23 protein-coding genes and 1 tRNA gene are annotated in these 24,250 nt (G+C 48.0%); 1 reads left to right on the top strand and 23 read right to left on the bottom strand.

Annotated elements, in window-relative coordinates; genetic code table 11:
- Window positions 1–11: 11 nt before the first annotated feature.
- A complete protein-coding gene (locus tag AWR27_RS24260) occupies window positions 12–1,163 on the top strand; it encodes a glycosyltransferase family protein (protein WP_077133573.1) in 1,152 nt (383 codons plus the stop codon).
- Here AWR27_RS24260 and AWR27_RS24255 read toward each other — a convergent pair.
- From AWR27_RS24255 to rpsA, 23 genes are all read right to left on the bottom strand, one after another.
- Window positions 1,140–1,982, bottom strand: coding sequence for an NAD(P)H-binding protein (locus tag AWR27_RS24255; RefSeq protein WP_077133572.1), 843 nt, complete (start codon window positions 1,980–1,982; stop codon window positions 1,140–1,142). The genes AWR27_RS24260 and AWR27_RS24255 overlap by 24 nt on opposite strands.
- On the bottom strand, window positions 1,982–3,007 hold the full coding sequence (locus AWR27_RS24250; protein ID WP_077133571.1) for a hypothetical protein: 1,026 nt from the start codon (window positions 3,005–3,007) through the stop codon (window positions 1,982–1,984). Before AWR27_RS24250 ends, AWR27_RS24255 begins: the two co-directional genes overlap by 1 nt.
- Entirely contained in the window at window positions 3,004–3,936 is a 933-nt protein-coding gene (locus AWR27_RS24245; protein ID WP_077133570.1) for a hypothetical protein, read from the bottom strand. The genes AWR27_RS24250 and AWR27_RS24245 overlap by 4 nt, the downstream gene beginning before the upstream one ends.
- On the bottom strand, window positions 3,905–4,492 hold the full coding sequence (locus AWR27_RS24240) for an RNA polymerase sigma factor (RefSeq protein ID WP_077133569.1): 588 nt from the start codon (window positions 4,490–4,492) through the stop codon (window positions 3,905–3,907). Before AWR27_RS24240 ends, AWR27_RS24245 begins: the two co-directional genes overlap by 32 nt.
- A gap of 134 nt (window positions 4,493–4,626) precedes the next feature.
- The gene (locus tag AWR27_RS24235; RefSeq protein ID WP_077133568.1) at window positions 4,627–5,004 is read right to left on the bottom strand and encodes a DUF983 domain-containing protein; all 378 of its coding nucleotides are present in this window, start codon (window positions 5,002–5,004) and stop codon (window positions 4,627–4,629) included.
- On the bottom strand, window positions 4,949–5,233 hold the full coding sequence (locus tag AWR27_RS26190; RefSeq protein WP_077133567.1) for a hypothetical protein: 285 nt from the start codon (window positions 5,231–5,233) through the stop codon (window positions 4,949–4,951). Before AWR27_RS26190 ends, AWR27_RS24235 begins: the two co-directional genes overlap by 56 nt.
- Window positions 5,234–5,246: 13 nt before the next feature.
- Window positions 5,247–5,789 carry a DUF420 domain-containing protein gene (locus AWR27_RS24225; RefSeq protein ID WP_077133566.1) on the bottom strand — a complete coding sequence of 181 codons (543 nt, stop codon included), beginning with the start codon at window positions 5,787–5,789 and terminating at the stop codon, window positions 5,247–5,249.
- A 56-nt stretch (window positions 5,790–5,845) separates the two neighbouring features.
- Window positions 5,846–6,556, bottom strand: coding sequence for an SCO family protein (locus AWR27_RS24220; RefSeq protein WP_077133565.1), 711 nt, complete (start codon window positions 6,554–6,556; stop codon window positions 5,846–5,848).
- A gap of 3 nt (window positions 6,557–6,559) precedes the next feature.
- Complete coding sequence (locus tag AWR27_RS24215) at window positions 6,560–6,889, bottom strand: cytochrome C oxidase subunit IV family protein (protein WP_077133564.1); 330 nt, start codon at window positions 6,887–6,889, stop codon at window positions 6,560–6,562.
- A gap of 14 nt (window positions 6,890–6,903) precedes the next feature.
- Window positions 6,904–7,701: a cytochrome c oxidase subunit 3 gene (locus AWR27_RS24210; protein WP_077133563.1), complete on the bottom strand. Its 798-nt coding sequence runs from the start codon at window positions 7,699–7,701 to the stop codon at window positions 6,904–6,906.
- 15 nt (window positions 7,702–7,716) lie between these two features.
- Window positions 7,717–8,307: a cytochrome c oxidase subunit 3 gene (locus AWR27_RS24205; RefSeq protein WP_077133562.1), complete on the bottom strand. Its 591-nt coding sequence runs from the start codon at window positions 8,305–8,307 to the stop codon at window positions 7,717–7,719.
- Between the two features lie 6 nt (window positions 8,308–8,313).
- The gene (gene cyoE, locus AWR27_RS24200; RefSeq protein ID WP_077133561.1) at window positions 8,314–9,192 is read right to left on the bottom strand and encodes a heme o synthase; all 879 of its coding nucleotides are present in this window, start codon (window positions 9,190–9,192) and stop codon (window positions 8,314–8,316) included.
- Between the two features lies 1 nt (window position 9,193).
- The gene (locus AWR27_RS24195) at window positions 9,194–10,219 is read right to left on the bottom strand and encodes a COX15/CtaA family protein (protein WP_077133560.1); all 1,026 of its coding nucleotides are present in this window, start codon (window positions 10,217–10,219) and stop codon (window positions 9,194–9,196) included.
- Window positions 10,194–12,077, bottom strand: coding sequence for a cytochrome c oxidase subunit I (locus AWR27_RS24190; protein WP_077133559.1), 1,884 nt, complete (start codon window positions 12,075–12,077; stop codon window positions 10,194–10,196). The genes AWR27_RS24195 and AWR27_RS24190 overlap by 26 nt, the downstream gene beginning before the upstream one ends.
- 25 nt (window positions 12,078–12,102) lie before the next feature.
- Window positions 12,103–13,221 carry a cytochrome c oxidase subunit II gene (locus tag AWR27_RS24185; RefSeq protein WP_077133558.1) on the bottom strand — a complete coding sequence of 373 codons (1,119 nt, stop codon included), beginning with the start codon at window positions 13,219–13,221 and terminating at the stop codon, window positions 12,103–12,105.
- Window positions 13,222–13,239: 18 nt separating this feature from the next.
- Window positions 13,240–14,550, bottom strand: coding sequence for a quinol:cytochrome C oxidoreductase (locus tag AWR27_RS24180; protein ID WP_077133557.1), 1,311 nt, complete (start codon window positions 14,548–14,550; stop codon window positions 13,240–13,242).
- Between the two features lie 68 nt (window positions 14,551–14,618).
- Window positions 14,619–15,221 carry a c-type cytochrome gene (locus AWR27_RS24175; protein WP_077133556.1) on the bottom strand — a complete coding sequence of 201 codons (603 nt, stop codon included), beginning with the start codon at window positions 15,219–15,221 and terminating at the stop codon, window positions 14,619–14,621.
- A gap of 17 nt (window positions 15,222–15,238) precedes the next feature.
- Entirely contained in the window at window positions 15,239–15,772 is a 534-nt protein-coding gene (locus AWR27_RS24170; RefSeq protein ID WP_077133555.1) for a DUF3341 domain-containing protein, read from the bottom strand.
- A gap of 65 nt (window positions 15,773–15,837) precedes the next feature.
- Complete coding sequence (gene nrfD / locus AWR27_RS24165; RefSeq protein WP_077133554.1) at window positions 15,838–17,268, bottom strand: NrfD/PsrC family molybdoenzyme membrane anchor subunit; 1,431 nt, start codon at window positions 17,266–17,268, stop codon at window positions 15,838–15,840.
- Window positions 17,269–17,368: 100 nt separating this feature from the next.
- On the bottom strand, window positions 17,369–20,479 hold the full coding sequence (locus tag AWR27_RS24160) for a TAT-variant-translocated molybdopterin oxidoreductase (protein WP_077133553.1): 3,111 nt from the start codon (window positions 20,477–20,479) through the stop codon (window positions 17,369–17,371).
- Window positions 20,480–20,559: 80 nt separating this feature from the next.
- Window positions 20,560–21,846 (bottom strand): c-type cytochrome, encoded by a 1,287-nt coding sequence (locus AWR27_RS24155; protein WP_232325918.1) that lies wholly within the window; start codon window positions 21,844–21,846, stop codon window positions 20,560–20,562.
- Between the two features lie 259 nt (window positions 21,847–22,105).
- Window positions 22,106–22,179, bottom strand: a tRNA-Cys gene (locus tag AWR27_RS24150).
- 224 nt (window positions 22,180–22,403) lie between these two features.
- Window positions 22,404–24,185, bottom strand: coding sequence for a 30S ribosomal protein S1 (gene rpsA / locus AWR27_RS24145; protein ID WP_077133551.1), 1,782 nt, complete (start codon window positions 24,183–24,185; stop codon window positions 22,404–22,406).
- Window positions 24,186–24,250: the final 65 nt, after the last annotated feature.

Genomic DNA, 24,250 nt, shown 5'->3' with positions numbered 1-24,250 from the left:
AGTACTCAGACATGCGTGTTTTATTTTTAGTACAGGGCGAAGGCCGTGGTCATTTAACACAGGCATTATCGCTGGCGCAGATGCTGCAAACAGCGGGGCATCAGGTTATTGGTGCATTAGTGGGTGTAACCGAGCATCGAAGCGTTCCGGCTTTTTTCAGCAATACGTTTACGGCACCCATCACCCCCGTATTTAGTCCTGGCTTAGTATACAACGCCGGAACCAACGAACTTGAGCCGTTTAAAACAACGGTACAGGCCATTCGCTATAGCCGCCCGTTTTGGCGAAGTCTGAAATTGGTTCACGAGATTATTGAAACCGAACGGCCCGACGTGGTCGTGAATTTCTACGAAATGCTTGGTGGGCTGACCTACGCACTCCTGCGTCCGTCGGTGCCGATGATCTGCATTGCGCATCAGTATTTCGCATTTCATTCTAATTTCCAGCGGCCCAAAGGGCAATGGCTTTACCGACAGGCGTTTAGAATCAATACGTTGCTTACCTGTTTCGGGGCGCGTGAATTGCTGGCTCTCTCGTTCGACAAACAACCCGACGAACCCCGCAACCGGGTGCGTGTAGTGCCGCCCCTGCTTCGGCAGGAAATAACGCAGCTACAGCCCTCCCCCGGCGATTCGCTACTGGCTTACGTAACACAACCGGGCTTAAAAACCGAACTACTGAAAGCGCATCAGCAACATCCCGGCATTAAAATTGACGCCTTCCACGCAGCCGCATCCGGCCCCGATGAGCGCGTAGACGATACGTTGACCTATCATGCCATCGACGGTAAGCGGTTTCTGGAGTTCATGGCACGTTGTCGGGCCATTGTGACTACAGCAGGATTCGAGTCGGTTTGTGAAGCGGCTTATTTGGGCAAGCCCGCGCTGATGATTCCGCAACCGAATCACTTCGAGCAGTCTTGCAATGCCATCGACGGGCAGCGAGCAGGCGTTGGCATTGCGGCCCAGAAATTTGATCTCGACCAATTGCTGGCCTATCTCCCCACGCATGATTACACGGTTAGCGAGCGTTTCAGAGCCTGGCATGCGCAAGGGTATTTTATGTTCTTAGCCGCCTTGAACCGCGCTACGTCGGCTACCCCGCGCCCAACCTCTACGGACGGTTTTTCGGGCAATCGACTACGGGCGTTGCTGCGCGGGTAGCTCGTAGAAAAAGTCCAGCGGGTTCGGGTACATAAACTCATAGCTGATTGCCTGAATCAGTTTTTGAGAGCTAATAATTTTGTACGATACTGGCTCGACTGGCATAACGAACGTGGGTAACTCATAGCCAAAATCGGCACAGCTTTTTCGGTAAACGGCCTCGCGTGTAGGGTGTTCGGGCGCAACAACGTTGTATGTGCCCGATTTCGGCACTGCAACAAAGCTATTTACGATACGAACGGCATCGTCGCGATGTAGATAATTGACCGGTACGGCTCCGCTGTCCACCGTCCGGCCAGCCACGTACTTGCCGGGAATACGGTCATACCCCATTAGTCCACCACAACGCAGAATGGTTATTGTGCAGGTAGATTCGAGCGATTGAACGAGTTGCTCAGCTTCGACGAGGGCAGGCGCAGCAGACAGTGGTGGAGCGGTCACGTCTGACTCGGTCACAATCCGGTTTTGTTCAGGATATATTGACGTTGAACTGACGTAGATAACATGCTGTATGGGCGAATGCCGCACCGCTGTTACGATCTGTTGTATCTGCTGCGGATGAAACGCACTGCCCATCTTCCCGGCTTTGGGTGGAATGTTTATCAGCAACGTCTTCGCTTGCAGCAAAGTCGACAAATTACCTACAGGTTCGGGCGAAAGTGTCAACAGGTGCGCGTCGATACCTTTTTGCCGCAACACAGCTATCTTTTCAACAGACGTAGCACTTCCTCTAACTGTATAGCCTTCGTGCAAAAGCTGCTCGGCGATAGGCAGGCCCAACCAGCCGCATCCAATAATTGAAACCGTTTTTGATAGCATCAGAACGTAATACCGAAACTTAATGCCCGCACGTCGGGGCCGCGTTGTGTTTGGAAAATCGGGTTCAGATCGTATTTGGCAAACAGATTGGTACGGAGAATGCCCAGATGCATCACTAAGCCGTAGCGCAGGTCGTTCAGGTAAAAATTGCTGTGCCGCCTGTCACGACCGCCATCGGCCCGCCGGATTTTCGAGTAGCTGTCGAGCCGATAACCAATGAAGCCGCCCACGCCAATGTGGAACACCCGCCGACCGGCTGCATTATAAAAACTCACGCGGGGTACTACGGGTAGCTGGGCCGCGAAAGTCGTTAGCTTGCTTCTCCGCAACGGTTCGGGGAACGGCACAAACTGCGTGTAATTGATGCCCTTCTCGACCCGAACGTCTTCCTGAAACATGAAGTTATTCCACGACGCTTCAGCCGCAAAATACAAGCTTAGTTTCGCCCGTTTGCCATTGATAAGAGTAGGACGCTGACTAAAGGCAACGGCAAAATAGCGCGACCCCAGCGGGCTTAAATCAGGGCGATTTGCAGTTGGGTCTGTCTGGCAGGCTACGCAGAGCGGTGCATTTGGTGAATTCAACCACGTGTTGAAACCGATCTGGAAATCGATACTCCGTGACCATGAGCCGATGCTCCGGCGTTTCGATTCGCGCTTATATTCCTGTTTCACCTGCACCGTATCGGAGTGGGTTGAGTCTGATGAGCTTTTCACGACGATACGCACGCCATCTTTATTTTTTGTCATTACCAGCACCGTATCGCGCAGGTAGTTGTCGCCATCGCGTGAAATTGCCGTTTTGCCGCCCGGCACCGAGTCGAGTTGCATACTCATTTCGCGCACAATCTTGTTGAGATCATAATTCGACAGGGCTTGAATACCTGCCTTATCGGGTGCGTAGATTACCATCCGGGTTTTATTGGCAAATCGAATGACAAGCGAATCGGCTGGGTTCGCTTGCGCGGCCATTGCGATGCATACGAGGCCGATTCCAACGGCGGCTATACGACGAAAACCGTTCATTGTTTAGCAGGTTTTTCTTTATCAAAATTCGATTTTAGCCCACTGTAGGCACGGCCCAGCAAGCCCAGTTCATCGTCAGTTGCATGACGACTGGCAAAAATTTCGCCTTTTTTTACCCGTTGTACCTGCTGCCAGAAACCATTTGCTTTGGGTTCTTTTTCTGACTTCTCTACCGATGCCACAACGGCTTTCTCTACAGCTTTTTCCGTAGCTTTTTCAGCGACCTGACGCGCTGCTGTCAACGTTGCTGGTTCAGCAATCGTTACAACCAACACGCGTTCGGCTGGAGCCACTTTCGGGGGTGCAACGGCCACGGCTTCTGTCTGCATTTCGGTTTTGTTCGGCACAAACTGAGTTTTTTCATCCGTCGAAACTGGCTGTTGCTGGGCCAGTATCGATTTTTCAACGGGTTGTTCAACTGGTAGTTTCTGACCCGGTTGGGGCTGAATTTTTTCCAGTTCACTTATCGACCCCGCCCGACCCTCATTTTGCGCAGTGCTACTGCTTTGACGTGGTAGCCGCTGTGTTTCGGCCAACCGTGCATCGGCAAGTTGATTGCTCGTTACCTCCGTAGGTTCGAGTTCGGTTCCAGACGATGGCGACGTGGCCGTTTGTGGCTCGCCCGTTGTGCTTTCACCTGGTTTTTCTATGTTTCGATTCGTGGCTACCTGCGCTTCGCCGGAACGTTTGCCATTGTCGGAGCGCAGGTATAGCCAGCCGAACAGACATACCAGTAGCAGGCAGGCGGCAAGTGCCAATGCACGCTGCACTGTAGGGTTGCGCCAGACAACGAGCCGGGGTTCGGCTTGCCGTTGCCCCATACGCGCCTGTAGCCGCTCAAATCCATCAGGACTGGGCGGCAACGACATCTTACCCAATTTGCGGGCAAAAAGGTCGTCAATTGGCGGTTTTCCAGTGTTTTCGCTCATATTGTTCCTGTTCGGTTTTCTTTACTAAACTTTGCAGCATTGTGCGGGCGCGGCTCAACTGTGATTTCGAGGTTCCTTCGTTGATGCCAAGCATTTCGGCAATTTCAGCGTGTGAATAGCCTTCAATGGCGTAGAGATTAAAAACCGTCCGATAACCATCGGGCAGTTGGCCCACAATTCGCAGCAAATCATTTTCGTTTATGGCCGTATCGGCCCAGGCATAATCGGGTTCAGCCGTTACGTTATCTAACGGTATTTCTTGCCGCCACTGCCGGTTTTTGCGTAAAAACATCAGCGATTCCGTCACCATAATCCGCCGAATCCAGCCTTCAAAGCTGCCATCTTCACGAAACTGTCCAATTTTTTCAAACACGCGCATGAAGCCATCGAGCATCACCTCTTCCGCGTCGGACCGGTTAGCGCAGTATCGTGTGCAAACCGCCAGCATCTTCCCCGCAAACCGCTCATACACGACTTTATGCGCCCTGCTTTCGCCCCGCTTCAACGCGGCTACAAGCTGGTTTTCAGTCGTGAAGAATGGTATAATTCGCAGCATATACGTTTAGGTTCAACGGCAAGATGCACGAAAAGCAGACAAGGTTGCGTAGATATAATTTTTTTAAACACAAAAACACGGAGTTCACAAAGATTTCTCTCTATGTTCTCCGTGTCTTTGTGTTAGAACCGCTTTTACAGTCCCGGCTGGTATTTAATGCCAGCCACGTAGTGTAGCCAAATAACGCGCGACATGCGAAAGTTTACCGGCGCAATCACTATCATTGCTGGTGCAATAATGGCTGCGTAAATCCAGCCTTCAGGGTCATTGAAGACATAAAAAAGCAGGAATCCCAGCACAAGCGCAACCCCACCCGAAATGGCGTAACTGACATACATCGCCCCAATGAAATAACCGGGTTCTACTTCGTAACGCAACCCGCAGTGCGGACAATGTTCGTGCATATCGTCGAAGCCGCGCGGGGAGTAGAAAGGCTTACAAAAAATTTTACCCTGTCTACATTTGGGACAAAGCCCGCCGAACACGGCCTGTAATTTCGAGACGTCTTTCATGTTCACGTTTACTGTTGCGATACCAGAGGTAACCGATGGTGGCAACAATCAGGTACGGAACAATCAATAAATAAAGAATACCAAAGTTCAGTTCCGAGGCTATAATGCTCCGGCCATTGCTAACCGTACTTTCAACCGTACCCCGGCACATAGCACATTGCGCCAGCAGATCGGATGCAGATACCAACAGCAATGCAACCAATATTAACCACACCTTACCATTTCTCATCGCTTTATTTGATTTAATGAGTGTAGTACGGGGCAATCAGAAAATACACAATCACACCCGTTATGCTTACATACAACCAAATGGGATATGCCCACTTCACTGTTTGTTTGTGTTTTGCGATCTGACTGGTCAGCGCAAAATAAACTGCCCGTAATACAAACCATACAACAACAATCGACAACACAATGTGCGACACAAGCAGGAAATAGTACACCGGGCGAATCCAGCCCTGTCCGCCAAACGGCGTCGATTCGTTAGTTAGGTGATAAAGAACATAACTCACCAGAAACACGGAACCGAGCGCAAAGGCTGTTAACATCGTGCGTTTATGCGCCAGCACATTTCCCTGCCGTATGAAATATAGCCCTAAAACCAGCAGCAGACTCGTGATGGAATTGATAACAGCGTTGATATGAGGCAGATAAGTTGTCCAATAACCTAAATCCGCCTTTTGCCGAATACCCAGCAAGATTGCTACGGCTACTGGAATAACAATCGACAAAATGTTAATAATGCGATTTGCCTTGCGTTCCTGAATAGGTTGCAGCGTTTCCATACAATACTTCCCTGATTTACGTAGCGAGCGAAGCTTTTTTGCGACTCAGAACAGTTTCAGACTTTGCTGTAGATGTCCAGCAAAACTCTGATTTCGAGCACCAACCGGTCAACGTCTTTCTTGTCGGTACCGTCATAAAAACCGCGTACAATGCCGTCTTTATCTACTAATACCAACTTTTCGCTATGGATAAAAGTTTCGTCGGGTTTACCCTCTTTCAGACCGGCATCGACAACGGGCAGGAAGTAGCCGTGCATGGCGAGTTCGTAAATGTCGGTCTTGGTTCCGGTCAGGAAATACCACTTTCCGGGAATGGCCTCATAGCGTTTTGCATACGCCATTAGTTGTTCGGGCCGGTCATGTTCAGGATCAACTGTATGTGAAAGGAATAGAATATCGGGATTTTTCTGGAAAATACTTTGTACCCGCGTAAGCTGCGAAGAGATTTTAGGACAGATAGTCCCGCAACGCGTAAAGAAGAAACTGGCTACATATATTTTACCCTCTACCAGCGACTGACCAACGGTATCACTGTTCTGGTCAATCAGCTTGAAAGGTGGAATCCGGTTGTAAATTGTATCAATCTTCTCACTGCCATCGGGCATTACAACCTTACCCATTAATGGTTCACCTTTTGCCGAATCGATTTTAGGCAGGTAGCGGGGTAACGTAAAGTGGTTTTGCGTGCCGAACCGAAGGAATAGATATAGCAAAGCCGGGACCACCAGCGTTGCAAGCAGGATCCCGGCTTTTAATTTAGTACTCATAACTTATCTTAGTTGGAAAATTGACCCGCCTTCAAGCATCAGGGCCAACAATAACCATATGATAAAGATGATCGGCACAACGATAGCCCAGATCAGGCTTTTCACTTCGTGCTTCAGGTGCATGAACTCGCCAACAATGTAAAACGCTTTTACAAGGGTCATGATAACGAACAGCGAGGTTCTGAAACCACCAGCCTTCATGACGTAGGCCAATGTAAATTCAATCGCCGTAATTCCGGCCAGAATCCAGAATGTACGCCAGATTTTCCCCGTATTCGCTGCCGGGATTTCGTTTGTATTGTGGCCGCTGTGGTGATGTGTGTTATCTGCCATGATAATAGTGTAGCTTAGACAAGGTAAAAGAAGGTGAACACAAATACCCAGACCAGATCAACGAAGTGCCAATAAAGACCCACTTTCTCCACCATTTCGTAATGACCACGCCGGTCATACAGACCCGTAGCGGCCCGATAGAAAATCAGGATATTGAGCACAACACCGCTAAATACGTGCGTACCATGGAAACCTGTAATGAAGAAAAAGAGGTCAGCAAACGCTGGTGGGCCATATTGGTTCTCCACTAAGTTAGCACCGAAAATTGTTCGCTGGATTGTTTGTCCGTTCACGATTTCGCTGATGACTGTGCCCGTTTCTGTGCCATGAATAAAGTGTGACCATTCCCACGCCTGACTACCCAAAAAGGTGAATCCGCCCAGAATTGTCCAAAGCATATACTTCTCCACATCAGCGCGGTCCATGCGGTGGCCTGCTTCAACGGCAAGCACCATCGTCACACTACTGAAAATGAGAATGAACGTCATGATACCCACGAAGATCAGAGGAGCGTGTACACCGTGTAAAAACGGCAGGGCATCAAACACATGGTCGGGTACGGGCCAGTAGAGGTTTGAGAATGCAAACTCCTGCCCATGAATAGCCGGATCCCAGGCCGGGTAACTGTAGCGAATCAGACCGTACGTAACAAGCAGAGCTGAGAACGTGAAAGTATCTGAGATTAAGAAAAACCACATCATAAGTTTTCCGTAACTCACTTTCATCGGCTCTACGCCACCCATCCAGGTCTTTTTGTCGAATAGTTGTTCCGAGTCATTTGTCACAGCCTCGGTCGTTGCAGTAGCCGCCATGCGTCTAAACGATTATCAATGAAAATACACTAAAAAGAAAAACAGATACAGCCAAAGTACATCCAGAAAATGCCAATAGGTGGCGGCTATTTCAAGCTGATTTAAGCTTTTGGCATGGATCTTCAAGCGAAATGCAGCAACTAAGGCGAACACCAGAACAATCAGGCCGGAAATTAAGTGAAACCCGTGCAGACCGGTGAAAATGTACATAAACGAGCCTGCTGGATTACCCACAAAAAAAACCTTCTGATCGACTAAGGCCACCCAACCCTGAAACTGCATGTACAGGAAGGCAATACCGAGTGCAAAAGTAACAGTTATTGCTATTTTCAGACTGCCAAAGTTGTCTTTTTTTGCAGCTAAGTAAGCCCAGTGTATCGTCAGACTACTAAGTACTAATACAACTGAACTATACGAGAACACAGGTGGAATACTATATTCCAGCCAGTTTCCTTCAGCACGCCGAACCAGATAGGCACTGGTCATAGCAGCAAACAGCATGATGATACTCACGATAAATAACCACAGGATAAACTTGCGGGGATTCATCGAGAGCGTTTCTTCAGGCTCCTCAATAATCGAAATATCTTTTACCAGCTCACTCATGGTTCCTTAAACTTTGTCTAACAGATAAACAATTTGCACAACTGGCAGATACAGCAATGATCCGAACATCATTTGCAGAGCTGCTTTATCAGTGCAGGTTCTCATTAAGTGAAACGTTTGGGCAAGGAACAAGATTCCGCCAATCATAGCGACTAATGCCGAATGAATACCCGTCATACCAAGCATATAAGGCAACCAACCAACAGGAACCAGGAAAAGGGTGTAAATCATGATCCGAAACGCAGTTTCAGTGTTTTTTCCACTTCCTGGCATCATTTGAATGCCTGCTTTTTTGTACTCGTCGAACGCCAGCCAGCCGATAGCCCAGAAATGCGGGAATTGCCAGAAAAACTGAATGGCAAACAATATACCCGGTTCCCAGCCAAAATGATTGGTAGCAGCTACCCAGCCAATCATCGGCGGGAACGCGCCTGGCAATGCGCCTACGTACACCGCAACTTGCCCTTTACGCTTCAACGGTGTGTAAACAAACCCATACAGCAGCAGTGACAAAACGGCCAACGCTGCGGCTCGTAGATTGAATACTTCAACGTACAGGAAACAGGCGATACTGAACAAGACAAACGCAAACGTAGCAGCCTCCGCCACAGATAACCGCCCGGTAGGCAGAGGTCGCGTCGCCGTGCGCTTCATGACTTTGTCAGACTCCTTCTCGATAATCTGGTTAATAATATTAGCCGCTCCCGTCATCGCTATTGAAGCTATAACCAGAACCGCCACTTTTAACCAATCAATATGGTCAGCCGCCAAACAATAACCAAACACGCCAGAGAAGACAACGGCCAGTGTTAGTTTAAGTTTTAGTAGCTCTACATAAGCCTTTACTTTCGCATTTACCATGCGTAAGGCAATAACTTTCTCCATCTTAAATCTCCAGTAAGTGTGCTTTACGACTTGCCTCCTTCGACAAACTTAAACTTGGATTTACAATGAGCCAGGCCATAAATTGAAAGCCAATCATAACAACAGCTAACAGCAAGTGAATAGGTTGCGCGAATGCTGGTACGCCAAAATATCCCATTATAGCTCCTGTAGCTATCTCAGCGACCACTAACCAAATAAGCGCGTTAGCGATTTGAGTCAGCCATACAGAATGTAATGCTTTTCGAAGTCGTACTATTACAGCTATATGAAAGGCCAGGATGATCAATGAGAAAGAGCGATGCACATAGAATCGCCAATCCAGCGAATCAACCCAGTTTGCACGCTGCTCGTATCCTAACCGCCCAACAACTTCATCCAACGCTTCCCGAACCTGTGTACCCAGCAATATCTGTCCAAAAGACAGTAGCATAGTTACAAGCAACAGCTTATTGAACGAACGGCTAACTAGTATTTTTTTTGGTGTCAGAATATCTCGTTGCGGGCTACTGACACGAACGTAAACAAATAGCAAAGAGAAAACTACGAGTATTGCCAGCAGCAGGTGCAACGTGATCATGTAATGGGCCAGTTCTGTTGCCACCACGCGCGAACCCAGCCATCCGTTCGCTCCAATTAAGAGAAGCGCAGCTACACTGCCCCAGAAAATAGCTTTGTCTTTGCGTAAAAAAGAGAAGGAAGAGACTACTGTAGCGAAGACGAGTAACCCGGAAAGAACACCTAATAACCGGTTAACGTATTCAATCCAGGTTTTTACGGCATTGAATTCCACTTCGCCCTTAAGCTTTGCACCGTATATCTGCTGGTAATTTGGTGGCAATTGAGACACCTCCGTGGGCGGAATCCATTGCCCAAAGCATTTAGGCCAGTCAGGACACCCCATCCCAGAGCCTGTTCCCCTGACGATTCCACCTGCCAGAATCAGCAGGAAGATAACTACAATCGTCAGCGACAACAAGCTCTGGAATCGGCGTTCTGTATGATTAATGAGGTTGCTTGAACTGGTCATTAAAGTTCTGAGCCTCGATTTCTTTCTCCATGACAATCAACTCGTTCTCATGCGGAAGATTTGATTCTGGAGTTTGCGAGTAAGGTACGTTTTGCGGAATGAAGTCATCCTTAGCACCAGGCTTACTATAATCATACGGCCAACGGTACACGGCAGGAATCTCGCCCGGCCAGTTACCATGACCTGGATTGATGGGTGTCGTCCACTCCAGCGTATTCGACTTCCAGGGATTTTGAGGAGCTTTTTTGCCTTTGAATATGCTATACACAAAGTTCCAGACAAAAATCCACTGTGCCGTAAATGTGAAGATAGCCGCCAGACTGATGAAGCTATTCATATCTGCGAAGATATTCTTCGTGAAGTCATAGCTTGTGAAAGCGTAATAACGGCGAGGGAAGCCAGCAATGCCTACGTAATGCATCGGGAAGAATACTAAATAAATACCGATAAACGTGAGCCAGAAGTGGATGTATCCCAATTTTTCGTTCATCATACGACCGAACATTTTCGGGAACCAGTGATAAACACCCGCCAGTAGACCAAAAGCCGAAGCAGCACCCATTACAAGGTGGAAGTGTGCTACTACGAAGTAAGTGTCGTGCAATTGAATATCAAGAGCCGAGTTACCCAGAATCAAACCTGTTAGGCCACCTGAAATAAAGAACGACACTAAACCGATTGAGAATAACATAGCCGGAGTAAACCGGATGTTACCACGCCACAAGGTTGTGATGTAGTTAAACGCTTTTACAGCCGAAGGAACAGCGATAATAAGCGTAAGAAACATAAAGATCGAACCTAAGAATGGGTTCATACCAGTCACAAACATATGGTGCGCCCACACGATAAAGGCAAGAAACGCAATACCCATCATGGACGCGATCATAGCACGGTAGCCAAAAATAGGCTTACGGGAGTTCGTAGCAATAATCTCCGAAGTCATACCCAGAGCCGGTAGTAGTACGATGTATACCTCCGGGTGTCCTAAAAACCAGAACAAGTGCTGGAAAAGAATCGGACTACCACCCACATTCGGCAAAGCTTCTCCGTTGATGTAAATCTCTGATAGGTAGAAGCTTGTACCAAAACTGCGGTCGAAAATCAGCAGCAATGCAGCCGACAGCAACACGGGGAATGAAATCAGACCTAATACTGCCGTCAGAAAAAATGCCCATATAGTCAACGGCAATTTGCTGAACGACATACCCCGCGTCCGCAAGTTAATCACCGTTGTAATATAGTTAATACCACCCAGCAATTGTGACACAATAAACAGGGCCATACTAACTAACCATAACGTCATACCCAATTCAGAACCTTTATGTGCCTGTGGCAATGCGCTTAAGGGCGGATAAACAACCCAACCACCTGCTGCTGGTCCTGTTTCGATAAATAACGACCACAACATGATAACACTGGCTAAAAAGAAGAACCAGTATGATAACATGTTCAAAAATCCTGAAGCCATGTCACGTGCACCAACCTGAAGAGGAATCAGAAAGTTAGAGAACGTGCCACTCAACCCAGCCGTCAGTACAAAAAATACCATGATAGTACCGTGCATGGTAATCAGTGCCAGATAAAAATCCGGATCCAACTTGCCGGCATCGTCAATCCAGCCACCCAGAACGGGACGCAGCCAGTCCATTTTCATTGCTGGGAAACCCAACTGAAGACGGAAAATCACAGACATACTAATCCCGATGATCGACCAGAAAATACCTGATATCAGGTATTGTTTTGCAATGGTCTTATGATCTTCCGAGAAAATGTATTTACGCCAAAAACTCTGCGGCTCGTGGTGGTCATGCTCAACGGCATGAACATCAATTGCCGGGTTAGCTACTGAAGTCGCCATAGTATTTGGTAGTTGTTATTAGAAGTTATCGAATAGAAGCCCGAGTCAGTGAAATGCCTCCCCGTGCGTTTAAAGCCGTTGCACTGTCGGCAGAAGCTGCCGTTTCGTCTGCGGGCAAATACTTAGCTGCTTTGGCTTTCAGGTTTGCTGGAATACGTGCAGCCAATTCCGGTGTAGATGACAGCAAAGGCTTCTGCTCCTTACACCACGCCTGCCACGATGCTTCATCCTCCACAATCAATCGAATACGCATTGAAAAGTGGCCCCGTCCGCATACTTCCGTACAAGCAATCTCGTATCCAAAATCAGGATTACCTGTCATGTTACGCATTTCGTCGGTCGTCTTATCGGCAACAAACCAGAATCGCGTTGGCATACCGGGAACAGCATCCATCTTCACCCGCATGTGAGGAATAAACACACTGTGCAACACATCACGTGCACGAATCTTCAACAGGATAGGCTTGTTTACTGGAATATGAAGTTCCGTTGTAGACGTAAAATCATCAAAAGAAGCTTCATCCGTGTAGTCAATCCCGTTGTCATTGTTATTATCAATCAACTTATAGTTGTAAGCACCAAGCTTGTTGTCATCAACTCCCGGATAACGCACAATCCAGTTAAACTGCTTGCCAACAATCTCAAACACCTGCGCATCTGCCGGAGCTTCTGACATAATGTCCCGCCATGCACGCCAACCAGTGAACACCAACACAGCCATTACCACAGCCGGAATAACCGTCCAGATGAGTTCTAACTTGTGGTTCTCCGGATAGTAAGCAGCTTTTCGACCTGCTTTATACTGGTAACGCCATGAAAAGATAAACAGCAGCGCGTTAGTGATAAAGAAGGCCGCAGTAATAATGCCCATCGAAAGCCAAAACAGAAAATCCGTCCGACGTCCGTGGGGTGACGATGCTTCTGGTAAGAAGTACTGTGATGCGTGCAAGTAAGACCAAACCGCGCCCAATAATCCAAGAACAAGGAAAACGAGCATCATTGCGCCATTGATGCGATTACTCATACCAATCCGCTCTTCTTCAACTGGCCCGGCTGCGTTCTTAACAACGGCGGCCATCCGTGAGACGACCAAACCCGCCAGTCCCAGGAAAATTACCGATAATAAAACGACTATATAAACCATGTTACGAACGATTAATTGTTAAATGTCGTGATGCAGTGTTTCTTCAAGCATCGGGTGATTTTTAGGGATGAGGTTTGCCTTGGTAAGTTGTGTAGAAAGCGACCACATAAAGCCACAGGCAAAAATAAGTATCATCCCAAATTCAATCAGACCAAACCCACCATGTTCACCCACTGTACCCGGCATAATGTTGGTGTAAAAATCGAAATAGTGACCAACAATAATACCGATGGCAGCTAACTTCAGGAAGATGTATGTACGCTTTGCATCCCTCGTCATTAGAACAAGGAATGGAAAAACAAAGTTTAGGAAGATGTTTATAAAAAACGGTGCTTTGTAGATGCCTCCGTATCCGCTAAAACGTTCCTGGTAGTAGATAGTCTCCTCCGGTAAATTTGCATAGTAGATCAGCATAAATTGGGCAAACCAGACGTATGTCCAGAAAATGCTGAACGCAAACATAAATTTACCTAAATCATGTAGATGGCTTTCGTTAACAATAGCCAAGTAACCACGCTCTTTCAGCGTTACGACAGTTAACGTGATGATTGCCAGACCTGTAACGTGCCAGCTCGCTAATGTATACCAACCGAACATGGTGCTAAACCAGTGGGTATCGATTGACATAACGAAATCCCAGGCTGAAGTAGATGAGGTTACAGCGAATACCACCAAGAAAGCCGTTCCCCACTTAATACTTTTCTCATAATACTCCGTTCCACCATGAAGGTCTTCCTGAAGTGAGAAATTGCGCAGCATACGCCACAATACGTACCAAAGCGTGAAGTACAGAACCAAGCGGGTCAAATAGAAGGGCGTATTAAGAAACCCCTTCTTACCCGCAATAATATGATCATAATCAGGACTCTTAGGGTCATATAATCCCTCATGTGTCCAATGAAAGAGATCATGACCAGCAATGAAGAAAACGGCCAGAATAGCTACACCCATAAATGGCAAGTAGGCAGGCATTGCTTCCGGAATACGCTTAAATGCAGACGACCAGCCCGCCTGCGCCAGATAGTTATAGGAAATGAAAAACATTCCAATAACAGACGCACCAGCAAAATAGACTGCATTAAGCCAGACATTTGCCCACAGTCGGTTAGTCCATTTGTAAGCATGATGTCCTGCATCATGCCCTTCACTGGCCCCGGTTCCATGGACAACTTCGTGTGCTTCATGACCACCTGCTCCTGAAGCCAGCAGATACGAACCGATAGCAACTAATGCCACTCCGGTGCCAATACCGATCAGAAGTCGACGCTTCGATTCGGCAGTAAATTCATATTGTTCGTCTAACGACGGTATTGCATGAGCCGATGCCATTCTGTACAGTTTTCAGTTTTCGATTCTTAAGTCGTGGCGTACGATTCGCCTAAACTTAATGATTCAAATTATCCTTGTTGTAACTTGTGTACATATTGTACGATCTTCCAACGCTCTTCAGGCGTCATTTGCGAGCCGTGTGGCCACATGCGGCCCTTACCATGCGTGATGACATGGTATATATGACCGTCGTTCATGGTTTTGTAGGCATCTGCCGAATAGCTGGGTACACCTTTATACTCCTTGCCTACCAGCCCATCGCCTTTACCACCTTCACCATGACAGTGGACACAATAACGACCGTACAGAACTTTGCCCTCTTCAAGGGATTTTTCAGTCTCCGGAATAGGATTGGTCAACGTGCGCTCAGCTATTGAGATGCTGTCTTTAGGAATATTGTACACCATCAGATCAGTCGTTGCGCTATCTCCCGTCCCGAATGTGGTACGGTAGTTGGCGCGAGACACCGTTCCCCGAGCAGGATCACGCATGTTCAGCCCATATGGGTTTATCGTATTCGGACGTATTTGCCGGTATGGCTCATAACCAACTGCATCGTACATCTGCGGGGCAAACTCCAACCCCGTATCGTTATGGCTACGCTTACAGGAAACTCCTCCCAAAAGCAGCCCAACTGCAACCAGTGTGGTAATCGTTGTATGTTTACTCATTTTCTTGCTTCTGCCGATTAAAACTGCTTGATGTTTACCTCAGCGGCTCCCGAATTCTTTAAAATCCGTTCAATGTCACCTTCGCCAAGACTATTTTTGCTCAGATCGATAGCCATTGCAAATTTGTTGTCCGTTGTACGCAGATCGTACATTAATGGCTTTACGGTTGGGCCTAATCCATTTGATACCAAGAAAGTACCAACCATACCTAATGCACAGAATAATACCGTCAGTTCAAAAATTACCGGTACATATACAATCGGCGAGTATGAATCTTTACCACCTACGATCATCGGCCAGTCGAAGCTTTCCGTGTAGGCAGTCAAAGTTAGGGCCGTAATAGTACCCGATAATCCGAACAGAAAAGCAGCTATACCCAAACGAGTGCGTGGATGCCCCAGTGCAACGTCTAATCCGTGAATGGGAAATGGCGTATATACTTCGTGGATACGGACACCAGCCGTTTTAACTTCTTTAACGGCATGAAGTACAACATCATCGTCGTCGTAAATACCGACCAGAAATTTACTGTTATTAGTTACGTCTGACATAGTGATGGTTCAGTTTCAATTCTGCTAAATATTGCTCAGAGCAATATTTAGCAGAATTTTAAAGTTTACTCTGCACTCTTGTTAAAGGTTGGACTCGTAACGCGCTCTCCCTTTGCCACTCCCGATACTGAAGCAGGCAGTTTTTCTGAAGACGACTTAATGATCGTCTTCACCTCCGCCATATTAACAACAGGCAGGAATTTCGAGAAAAGTAGAAACAGTGTAAAAAACAACCCAAACGAGAAGATATAATCGCTGATGTCGAAAAGTGTAGGGTGGAACATTGCCCAACTCGACGGCAGGTAATCGCGGTGCAGCGACGTAACAATAATCACAAACCGCTCGAACCACATACCAATGTTCACAACAACCGACAAGGTGAACGTCCAGACAACGCTCCGTCGAATGGCCCGAGACCAGAACAACTGTGGCGAAATCACATTGCAGGTCATCATGGCCCAGTAAGCCCACCAATACGGCCCGGTTGCCCGGTTGATGAATGCGTAACTTTCAAATTCAACACCCGAATACCATGCGATGAAAAACTCTGTCAGGTAAGCAACCCCTACAATCGAACCGGTGAGCGTGATGATTTTATTCATCGACTCAATATGCTCGACTGTAATGTAATCTTCGAGTTTGAACACCACACGGATAATCAACATCAGGTTCTGCACCATCGCAAAGCCCGAGAAGATAGCACCAGCCACAAAGTACGGTGGGAAGATAGTCGTGTGCCAGCCTGGAATTACGGACGTTGCAAAGTCCATACTTACAATCGTATGAACTGATAATACGAGCGGAGTAGACAGACCCGCCAGAATCAGGCTCATGTATTCATAACGCGCCCAGGTTTTAGCAGAACCATTCCAGCCTAACGAAAACGCACCATAAATATAGCGTGACACTTTGCTGCGTGCCCGGTCACGGATAGTTGCCAGATCAGGCAACAGGCCCATGTACCAGAATACCAAAGACACAGTAAAATAAGTACTGATGGCAAATACGTCCCAAACAAGTGGCGACTTAAAATTCACCCATAATGAACCAAACGTGTTTGGCAGAGGGAGTGCCCAGTAAGCCAGCCACGGACGGCCCATGTGCATGATAATGAAACTGGCCGCGCAAATAACGGCGAAAATGGTCATGGCTTCCGCTGAGCGGTTTACAGCCGTCCGCCACTTCTGACGAAACAGCAGCAGAATGGCTGAGATCAGCGTACCGGCATGACCGATACCTACCCACCATACGAAGTTGGTGATGTCCCACGCCCAGCCAACGGTTTTATTCAGGCCCCAAACGCCCAAACCTTCCCACCAGGTCCAGAACACGCAGGCAAATCCGTAGATGAGTACAATCACCGAGATGGTAAAAGCAATCGTCCACTCACGGGTAGGACGCCCTTCAACCTGTCTGCTGATGTCCTCCGTCACGTCGGCGTAGGTCTTGCCACCAGTGACGAGCGGAGTTCTTACGGCTGATGTTACATGCGACATATTATTACTGAATTAATTGCTGGTTGTTAGAAAACGATTTACAGTTTGTTGCAGCCAATTGTTTGCAATATCAGCCATACATCCCCATAAATCAAAATGACTATGCTTGTGACTCCTGACGTGTTTCCTGTTTCGGTTCCTCGTCTTTGTTTCTAATCTTCGTCAGGTACGAAATCTGCGGCCTTACGTTGATTTCCTCCAATACATGGAATGCACGGCCCTTCATCTCCGTTTCGAGCACTTTAGAAATTGTACTCTCCGGATTATTCATATCGCCAAAAACAATGGCGTTTGTTGGGCAGGCTTGGGCGCAGGCCGTTTGAATCTCATCCGGCATAGGTCGGCGACGTTCTTTTTTCGCCGTTAGCTTGCCTTCCTGAATCCGTTGCACACAGAACGAACATTTTTCGATAACCCCCCGCGACCGAACCGTTACATCCGGGTTGATGACCATCTTGCCAAGGTCATTATTAAAGTGGTAATCGAAATTGTCGTTATCATGGTACTTAAACCAGTTGAATCGACGCACTTTGTATGGGCAGTTGTTGGCACAGTAACGCGTACCGATACAACGGTTATACGTCATCTGGTTCAACCCTTCGGTACTGTGCGTAGTTGCCAGAACCGGACATACTGTTTCGCAGGGAGCGTTGCTACAATGCTGACAAAGCATCGGCTGGAATGTAACTTCAGGATTTGCCGAGGCCACCTCCAAACCTTTCAGGTCTTCAGCTTCAGCATCGCTGCTGTAATAGCGGTCAATCCGAATCCAGTGCATTTCACGACGCATAATTACTTCATCGCGACCTACAACCTGAACATTATTTTCTGACTGACAACCAATTACGCAGGCATTACAACCAATGCACGAGTTCAGGTCAATGACCATGCCCCACGAATGATTTGGCTTCCCGTAACCGTGCCAGAGAGTAATATTGGTTGATTCGGTTGGCCCTTCCGAGGTTTCTACCTTCGGCACATACCGGCCTGCCATTGGGTTCTTTATGTAGTCAACCAGTTTGGCTTCCTGCAATACCGCCCGGCGCCCCATCACTGTGTCGTGCGTTTGCGTCTGTGCTATTTCACGGCGACCACTGGCTTTCTCTACTTTCGCATTGACGGCTGAGAAGCTTACGAAACCGCCAGCTAATGTCGCAAGCGGAAACGCATTTTTACCAACTCCATTTGCCGCTTTACCCGCCTTTTCTCGGCCATAGCCAATTGCTATCGAAACCGTATTGTCGGCCTGACCGGGTTGAACAAGTACCGGCAGTTCTATCGATTTGCCATTAGCTGAAACCGTTACAAGATCGTTTTGGGCGAGACCCATCTCGTTGGCAGTTTTCTGGGATATGGCAGCATAATTATCCCAGCAGGCTTTGGATACTGGGTCAGGCATCTCCTGCAACCAAGGGTTGTTTGCCATCGAACCTGTGCCAATCCCAACCTTCTCGTACAACGCCACTTCTATGCCCGTTGTCGGCTTATAACGTTGTGCGATGGCAGCAGCAGCCTGTGTTACGTTACCTGCAAACGAGGCACCACCCGCAACTGCCTGACTCTTACGCGGTTCGAAAACACCATCGTGCAGGCACTTGATCCAGAAAGCGTCAAACGAAGCAAACCCAGATGCCTGCGGGTAGTAGGTGGTCCGCCAAAAGTTTTTCAAATACGTCTGATAATCATTTGGCTTACCAAGCCACGTCAGCAAACTTGATTGAAACTGACGAGTTTTGAAGATGTGCGTGATAGCCGGCTGCATCAGGCTATAATGCCCTGCCTTTGGTTCGGCATCATCCCAACACTCTAAAAAGTGTGGAGCAGGCGTGATATATTTCGACAACGAGGCCGTTTCGTCTACACGGTCGGCAAAAGAAACGGACAGTGCAATCCTTGGCAGTGCTTCGGCCAGTTCGGCACCACGTGGGTGATCGTAAACTGGGTTTGCATTAAAGAACAGCGCAGCTCCCACACGACCTGCTTTGGCGTCGTTGATGAAGGCGTCCATCTGCACATCATTACCTTGACGGTAATTGACCGGCGTGTTCAGGTCGATAGTACTGCTGTAGCTACCAAGCAAGTTATTGAGCGCGTTCACAATCACCTGCACGTTCGGGTCATTCGAACCCGACACCACCAAAGCCTGACCACGCGAACGGGCAAGATCATTGGCAGCCTTGTCGAGGTATTGAACCGTAACGGCTGGAACACTGATTTGACTGCCGCCTAATTTAGCTGCTACCTTATTATACAGATTCGCAACGACCAGGCCTTCCTGCGACGGCTTATATGTACCGCGATAATCAGCGTTAGCACCAGTCATCGACAGCCCTGTCTCAAACTGATAATGCCGCGACATGGTTTTCTTTCCACCTCCAACAGCTCCGATTTTCCGGCCCTGTGCGTATGGCTTCGCATACTCCAATGGAGCAATCCATGTGCCAAGGAAATCGGCACCGAGACTTACGATAATCTGTGCTTTGCTGAAATCATAGGAAGGAACCACCGCCTTGCCAAACGAAAGCTGATTAGCCTGCACAATGCCAAATGCTGAGTTGGCATCATACATAATGTGGCGCGTAGTCGGGTACTTCGCCACAAACTCAGCAACGACAGCTTTTGTAGCCGGGCTGAGAATAGTCGACGTGACGATGCGAATAGAACCACTTCTGCCAGCAACCGAATTTAACTGATTAACGATTTCGCGGTCAGCCGTAGCCCAGTCAATGTCAGCTTCACCCCGTCTCGGTCCTTTCTTCAATTTGTCAATGTCATACAATGACAATATTGAAGCCTGAACGCGAGCTGTAGTACCGCCCTTTGATATGCTCGACTCCGGATTGCCTTCAATTTTAATAGGACGACCATCGCGGGTTTCCACCAAAATAGCGGCATAATCTCCTCCGTCTACATAAGTTGACGCATAATAATCAGAGATTGACGGAAAAGCATTTTCCGGCTTGTTGATGTATGGTATGGCTTTGTGAACCGGTGTTTCACAGGCAGCGAGCGATACTGCCGCCATACCAAAGCCCATTACTTTAAGGAAGTCACGGCGTTGGGTATTGGAGCCTCCGAGCAAACCATCCAGATCGTTCGACGACTCACCCAGATCAGGGTTAGCGAACTCGCTGTTGGCGTTTTTAATAAACGTTGCATCGTTGCGCAGTTCTTCAACCCCTTTCCAATACCGTTTGGTTGTATTTTCCATGCGTGGTATTTGTGAATGATAATGTAAATGGACTAATGAACAACGAGCCTATTCGCAGGCACTGTTCATTACTCATTGGCTTAGTAGTGACACTTTGAACATTCCAGACCGCCAATATTAGCAACCTTTAATGGCTCTTTGCTCTCCTTGCGGTGCAAAGCCACTAACTTATCGTAATAGGCGTTGTCTTTCGTGTTGACCTCCGTTTTCCGGTGGCAGTCAATACACCAGCCCATAGTCAGCGACGAACGCTGCTGAACCACTTCCATCTTCTCAATTTCGCCGTGGCAAGTCTGACACTGAACGTTACCCACATTTACGTGTTGAGCATGGTTGAAGTAAGCTAAATCAGGTAGATTATGTACCCGTACCCATTCAATAGGACGATTCTGCTCAATTGCCGCATAAATCTTTTGAATTTCAGGCGATTCTTTTTTAATCACGCCGTGGCAATTCATACAAACGTTAGCCGCTGGAATATGCGCAGACTTGCCTTTGTTTACACCTGTGTGGCAGTAATTACAATCAATCTTGTACTGACCAGCGTGCAGTTTGTGTGAGTACGCTATTGGTTGCTTGGGTGCGTATCCCTGCTGAATACCTATGCTAAACGCGCCATCGATTGTTTCCTTAGTGGCAACCAGAATAAAAAGCCAGATAACAATCGAACGAAGAGTCGAATTGTTAAACGCACTCGACAATCCCTCTTTCAGACGCTGCGCCAGTGGAGCCTGTGTGGTTGTGCCTTCAGGGGTAACAGGCGTAACAGCTTTCGACAAAATCGTTACAATCGCCAGCAGAACACCCAACACGAGCAACATCACAATAAGTAATGCTACTAATACGAAAGTGAACAACTCTGAAGGGCCCGACGTAGCTGTAGCAGCCGGAGCAGCAGTACCGCCCCCAGCAGGTGCTGTAGTAGCTTGCTGTGCCGGAGCACTCGCCTGATCGATGTACGCCAGAATGCCATCAATATCGGCGTCCGTCAGATTCGGGAAGTTCGACATTTGTACTTTGTTGAACTTATTGAATACCTGAACAGCATACGGATCACCCGTCGCAATTAAGGCCGACGAATTTCGAATCCATTTATACAGCCAATCTTTACTTGGAGCACGCTGCTGAATTCCTTTCAGACCAGGTCCTACAATTACTTCATCGCCAACGGCATGGCATTGAGCACAGTTGTTGTTAAATAACGTTTTTCCTTTTTCAGCATCACCCCCACCGCCAGCGGCTGGTGTGGCCGCAGCCGGACCACCGCCAGCGGCTGCTACTGAGTCCTGTGCGTTTGTCTGACCGCTATTTACGAGCAGAGCCATCGACAGGGTCAATACCCCGCAAAACCTTGACAAGCGACTCATTTTGACAAATCTATTTGTTGAATTGAACACCATATTCGCTACCAATTTTTCATCGGCCCACAAAAGTACGATACGATTACTGTATAGGCAAAAATAGACGTTTAGTTATTTTTTGCCCTGAATTTTATTTGTAAAGGTTCTAAGTAATTACGTGCGCCCACAAGCGTGATGCGTGTGTAACGGTTTGTTAAAGAGGTTGTTCACAAAAAAACTGCTCTTTCCATCTGTGCTTACAACACAGTTGAGAAGAGCAGTTATGTGGAGGTTCCGAGCGGATTCGAACCGCTGTAGCAGCTTTTGCAGAGCTGAGCCTAGCCTCTCGGCCACGGAACCACTTTTTCCAGGCGCCTAAGCCAGCGCATTTGGGACTGCAAATATATGCGTTTATTCAACAAGGCGAAAACCGAGCCAGAAAAAATACAGATTAATTACGAATCAACATGGCTGCGTTTTCCCGGCGTGTTGCTTAAATGGTCAGTGCATGACGTGTAAGTAACAAAAAATGCCCCTGTATCACACTTGATGCAGGGGCATTTTATTATCTCGTAGTCGGCAGCTTAGTTGCGGCCTTCCATTTGCTCTTTTAACGCGGCCAGCGCGTCGAGGTCGCCCAGGGTAGCACCGCGCTCCGGCTGGTTCGTGCTGGTCGAAGGCTTAGCCGCTTTCGGGGCTTTAGCTTCTTTAACCGGCTCGTTTTTCTCACCCCACGTCTTGCTGTGCGAGAGCATGATGCGCTTCTCATCTTTCGAGAACTCGGTCACTTTAAAGTCGAGCGACTCACCTGCTTCGGCAAACGAACCGTCTTCTTTCGCCAAATTCTTCAACGACGAGAATCCTTCGATGCCGTAGGGCAGTTCGAGGGTTGCCATTTTGTCATTTTTGCTCAGGATTGTGCAACGGTGAACCGTGCCCACGGCGAAAATGGTCTCAAAGGTATCCCACGGGTTCTCTTCGAGTTGCTTGTGGCCCAAAGCCAGACGACGGTTGTCGACATCGAGTTCGAGTACAACCACGTCGAGTTCTTCACCCACTTTGATGAAGTCTGACGGATGTTTAATTTTCTTCGTCCACGACAGATCCGATACGTGTACCAGACCATCGATGCCTTCTTCCAATTCGAGGAACAGGCCAAAGTTGGTCAGGTTACGCACAACACCTTTGTGTTTGGTGCCAATAGCGTATTTGGCACGTAGTTCGGGGCGGGTCCAGGGGTCTTCAGTCAATTGCTTGATACCCAGCGACATTTTCCGCTCGTTACGATCCAGTGTCAGCACTACGGCTTCTACCTCATCGCCCACTTTCAAGAACTCCTGTGGGTTGCGCAGGTGCTGCGACCACGACATCTCGGATACGTGGATCAGTCCTTCAACGCCCGGCATGATTTCGAGGAATGCACCATAGTCGGCCACATTCACGATTTTGCCTTTAACTTTCGAGCCAACCTGAATATCAGCAACGAGGGCATCCCAAGGATGGGCCTGCAATTGCTTCATACCCAGCGAAATACGCTTCTTATCCTCATCGAAGTCAAGTACTACAACATTGACTTTCTGATCGAGGTGGAGCACTTCCGACGGGTGGCTGATACGGCCCCACGAAATATCGGTGATGTGCAACAGACCGTCTACACCGCCGAGATCGATGAACACACCAAAATTGGTCATGTTCTTGATAACGCCTTCGAGTACCTGCCCTTTTTCGAGGTTATTCAGGATTTGGGCGCGTTGCGCTTCGAGGTCTTTTTCGATCAGGACCTTATGCGATACAACTACGTTGTCATTTGCATAATTGATCTTCACGACCTTCACTTCCATTTTCTTGCCTACAAAAACGTCGAAATCGCGAATTGGCTTCACGTCGATCTGCGAACCTGGCAAGAAAGCTTCTACACTATAAATATCGACAATCAGACCACCTTTGGTCCGGCGTTTTACGAAACCATCGATAACGAGGTCTTCGTCGAGCGCGCGCTGAATTTTCTGCCAGGCGGTGATAACTTTCGCTTTCTTGCGCGACAGCACCAGCTGACCGTTCGGGTCTTCCTGATTTTCTACGTAAACTTCAATTTCATCACCCATCTTCAGTTCCGGCATATCGCGGAATTCGGAAGCTGGCACCAACCCATCCGACTTGAAACCGATGTTCAGCAGCACCTCACGGTCTGTGATTCCTACTACGGTTCCCATCACCACTTCTTTCTCTTTAACCTCCGACAGGGTGTTGTCGTAGAGTTCCAACATTCGGTTGCGCTCCACATCCGAATAGCCACTTCCGAATCCTTTGTTGTCTGCCCGGTCCCAATCAAATGCCGGCAGTTCGCGTTGCTGCGTTTTGCTCATAAAAAACGGTTTCCTGACCCACTCAGTACGTCAGCCGCTGAGTCAATGGCGAACTGACTTTTAGT

The organism is Spirosoma montaniterrae, assembly GCF_001988955.1.
GTDB classification, from domain to species: domain Bacteria; phylum Bacteroidota; class Bacteroidia; order Cytophagales; family Spirosomataceae; genus Spirosoma; species Spirosoma montaniterrae.
Note: the sequence above shows the minus strand (reverse complement) of the source record. Positions and strands in the feature narration are given on the sequence as shown.

What these genes read in the sequence shown, in the direction of transcription:
- AWR27_RS24260 (WP_077133573.1), top strand. Translation starts at nt 12, where the DNA reads ATGCGTGTTTTATTTTTAGTACAGGGCGAAGGCCGTGGTCATTTAACA.
- AWR27_RS24255 (WP_077133572.1), bottom strand. Translation starts at nt 1,982, where the DNA reads ATGCTATCAAAAACGGTTTCAATTATTGGATGCGGCTGGTTGGGCCTG.
- AWR27_RS24250 (WP_077133571.1), bottom strand. Translation starts at nt 3,007, where the DNA reads ATGAACGGTTTTCGTCGTATAGCCGCCGTTGGAATCGGCCTCGTATGC.
- AWR27_RS24245 (WP_077133570.1), bottom strand. Translation starts at nt 3,936, where the DNA reads ATGAGCGAAAACACTGGAAAACCGCCAATTGACGACCTTTTTGCCCGC.
- AWR27_RS24240 (WP_077133569.1), bottom strand. Translation starts at nt 4,492, where the DNA reads ATGCTGCGAATTATACCATTCTTCACGACTGAAAACCAGCTTGTAGCC.
- AWR27_RS24235 (WP_077133568.1), bottom strand. Translation starts at nt 5,004, where the DNA reads ATGAAAGACGTCTCGAAATTACAGGCCGTGTTCGGCGGGCTTTGTCCC.
- AWR27_RS26190 (WP_077133567.1), bottom strand. Translation starts at nt 5,233, where the DNA reads ATGAGAAATGGTAAGGTGTGGTTAATATTGGTTGCATTGCTGTTGGTA.
- AWR27_RS24225 (WP_077133566.1), bottom strand. Translation starts at nt 5,789, where the DNA reads ATGGAAACGCTGCAACCTATTCAGGAACGCAAGGCAAATCGCATTATT.
- AWR27_RS24220 (WP_077133565.1), bottom strand. Translation starts at nt 6,556, where the DNA reads ATGAGTACTAAATTAAAAGCCGGGATCCTGCTTGCAACGCTGGTGGTC.
- AWR27_RS24215 (WP_077133564.1), bottom strand. Translation starts at nt 6,889, where the DNA reads ATGGCAGATAACACACATCACCACAGCGGCCACAATACAAACGAAATC.
- AWR27_RS24210 (WP_077133563.1), bottom strand. Translation starts at nt 7,701, where the DNA reads ATGGCGGCTACTGCAACGACCGAGGCTGTGACAAATGACTCGGAACAA.
- AWR27_RS24205 (WP_077133562.1), bottom strand. Translation starts at nt 8,307, where the DNA reads ATGAGTGAGCTGGTAAAAGATATTTCGATTATTGAGGAGCCTGAAGAA.
- cyoE (WP_077133561.1), bottom strand. Translation starts at nt 9,192, where the DNA reads ATGGAGAAAGTTATTGCCTTACGCATGGTAAATGCGAAAGTAAAGGCT.
- AWR27_RS24195 (WP_077133560.1), bottom strand. Translation starts at nt 10,219, where the DNA reads ATGACCAGTTCAAGCAACCTCATTAATCATACAGAACGCCGATTCCAG.
- AWR27_RS24190 (WP_077133559.1), bottom strand. Translation starts at nt 12,077, where the DNA reads ATGGCGACTTCAGTAGCTAACCCGGCAATTGATGTTCATGCCGTTGAG.
- AWR27_RS24185 (WP_077133558.1), bottom strand. Translation starts at nt 13,221, where the DNA reads ATGGTTTATATAGTCGTTTTATTATCGGTAATTTTCCTGGGACTGGCG.
- AWR27_RS24180 (WP_077133557.1), bottom strand. Translation starts at nt 14,550, where the DNA reads ATGGCATCGGCTCATGCAATACCGTCGTTAGACGAACAATATGAATTT.
- AWR27_RS24175 (WP_077133556.1), bottom strand. Translation starts at nt 15,221, where the DNA reads ATGAGTAAACATACAACGATTACCACACTGGTTGCAGTTGGGCTGCTT.
- AWR27_RS24170 (WP_077133555.1), bottom strand. Translation starts at nt 15,772, where the DNA reads ATGTCAGACGTAACTAATAACAGTAAATTTCTGGTCGGTATTTACGAC.
- nrfD (WP_077133554.1), bottom strand. Translation starts at nt 17,268, where the DNA reads ATGTCGCATGTAACATCAGCCGTAAGAACTCCGCTCGTCACTGGTGGC.
- AWR27_RS24160 (WP_077133553.1), bottom strand. Translation starts at nt 20,479, where the DNA reads ATGGAAAATACAACCAAACGGTATTGGAAAGGGGTTGAAGAACTGCGC.
- AWR27_RS24155 (WP_232325918.1), bottom strand. Translation starts at nt 21,846, where the DNA reads ATGAGTCGCTTGTCAAGGTTTTGCGGGGTATTGACCCTGTCGATGGCT.
- rpsA (WP_077133551.1), bottom strand. Translation starts at nt 24,185, where the DNA reads ATGAGCAAAACGCAGCAACGCGAACTGCCGGCATTTGATTGGGACCGG.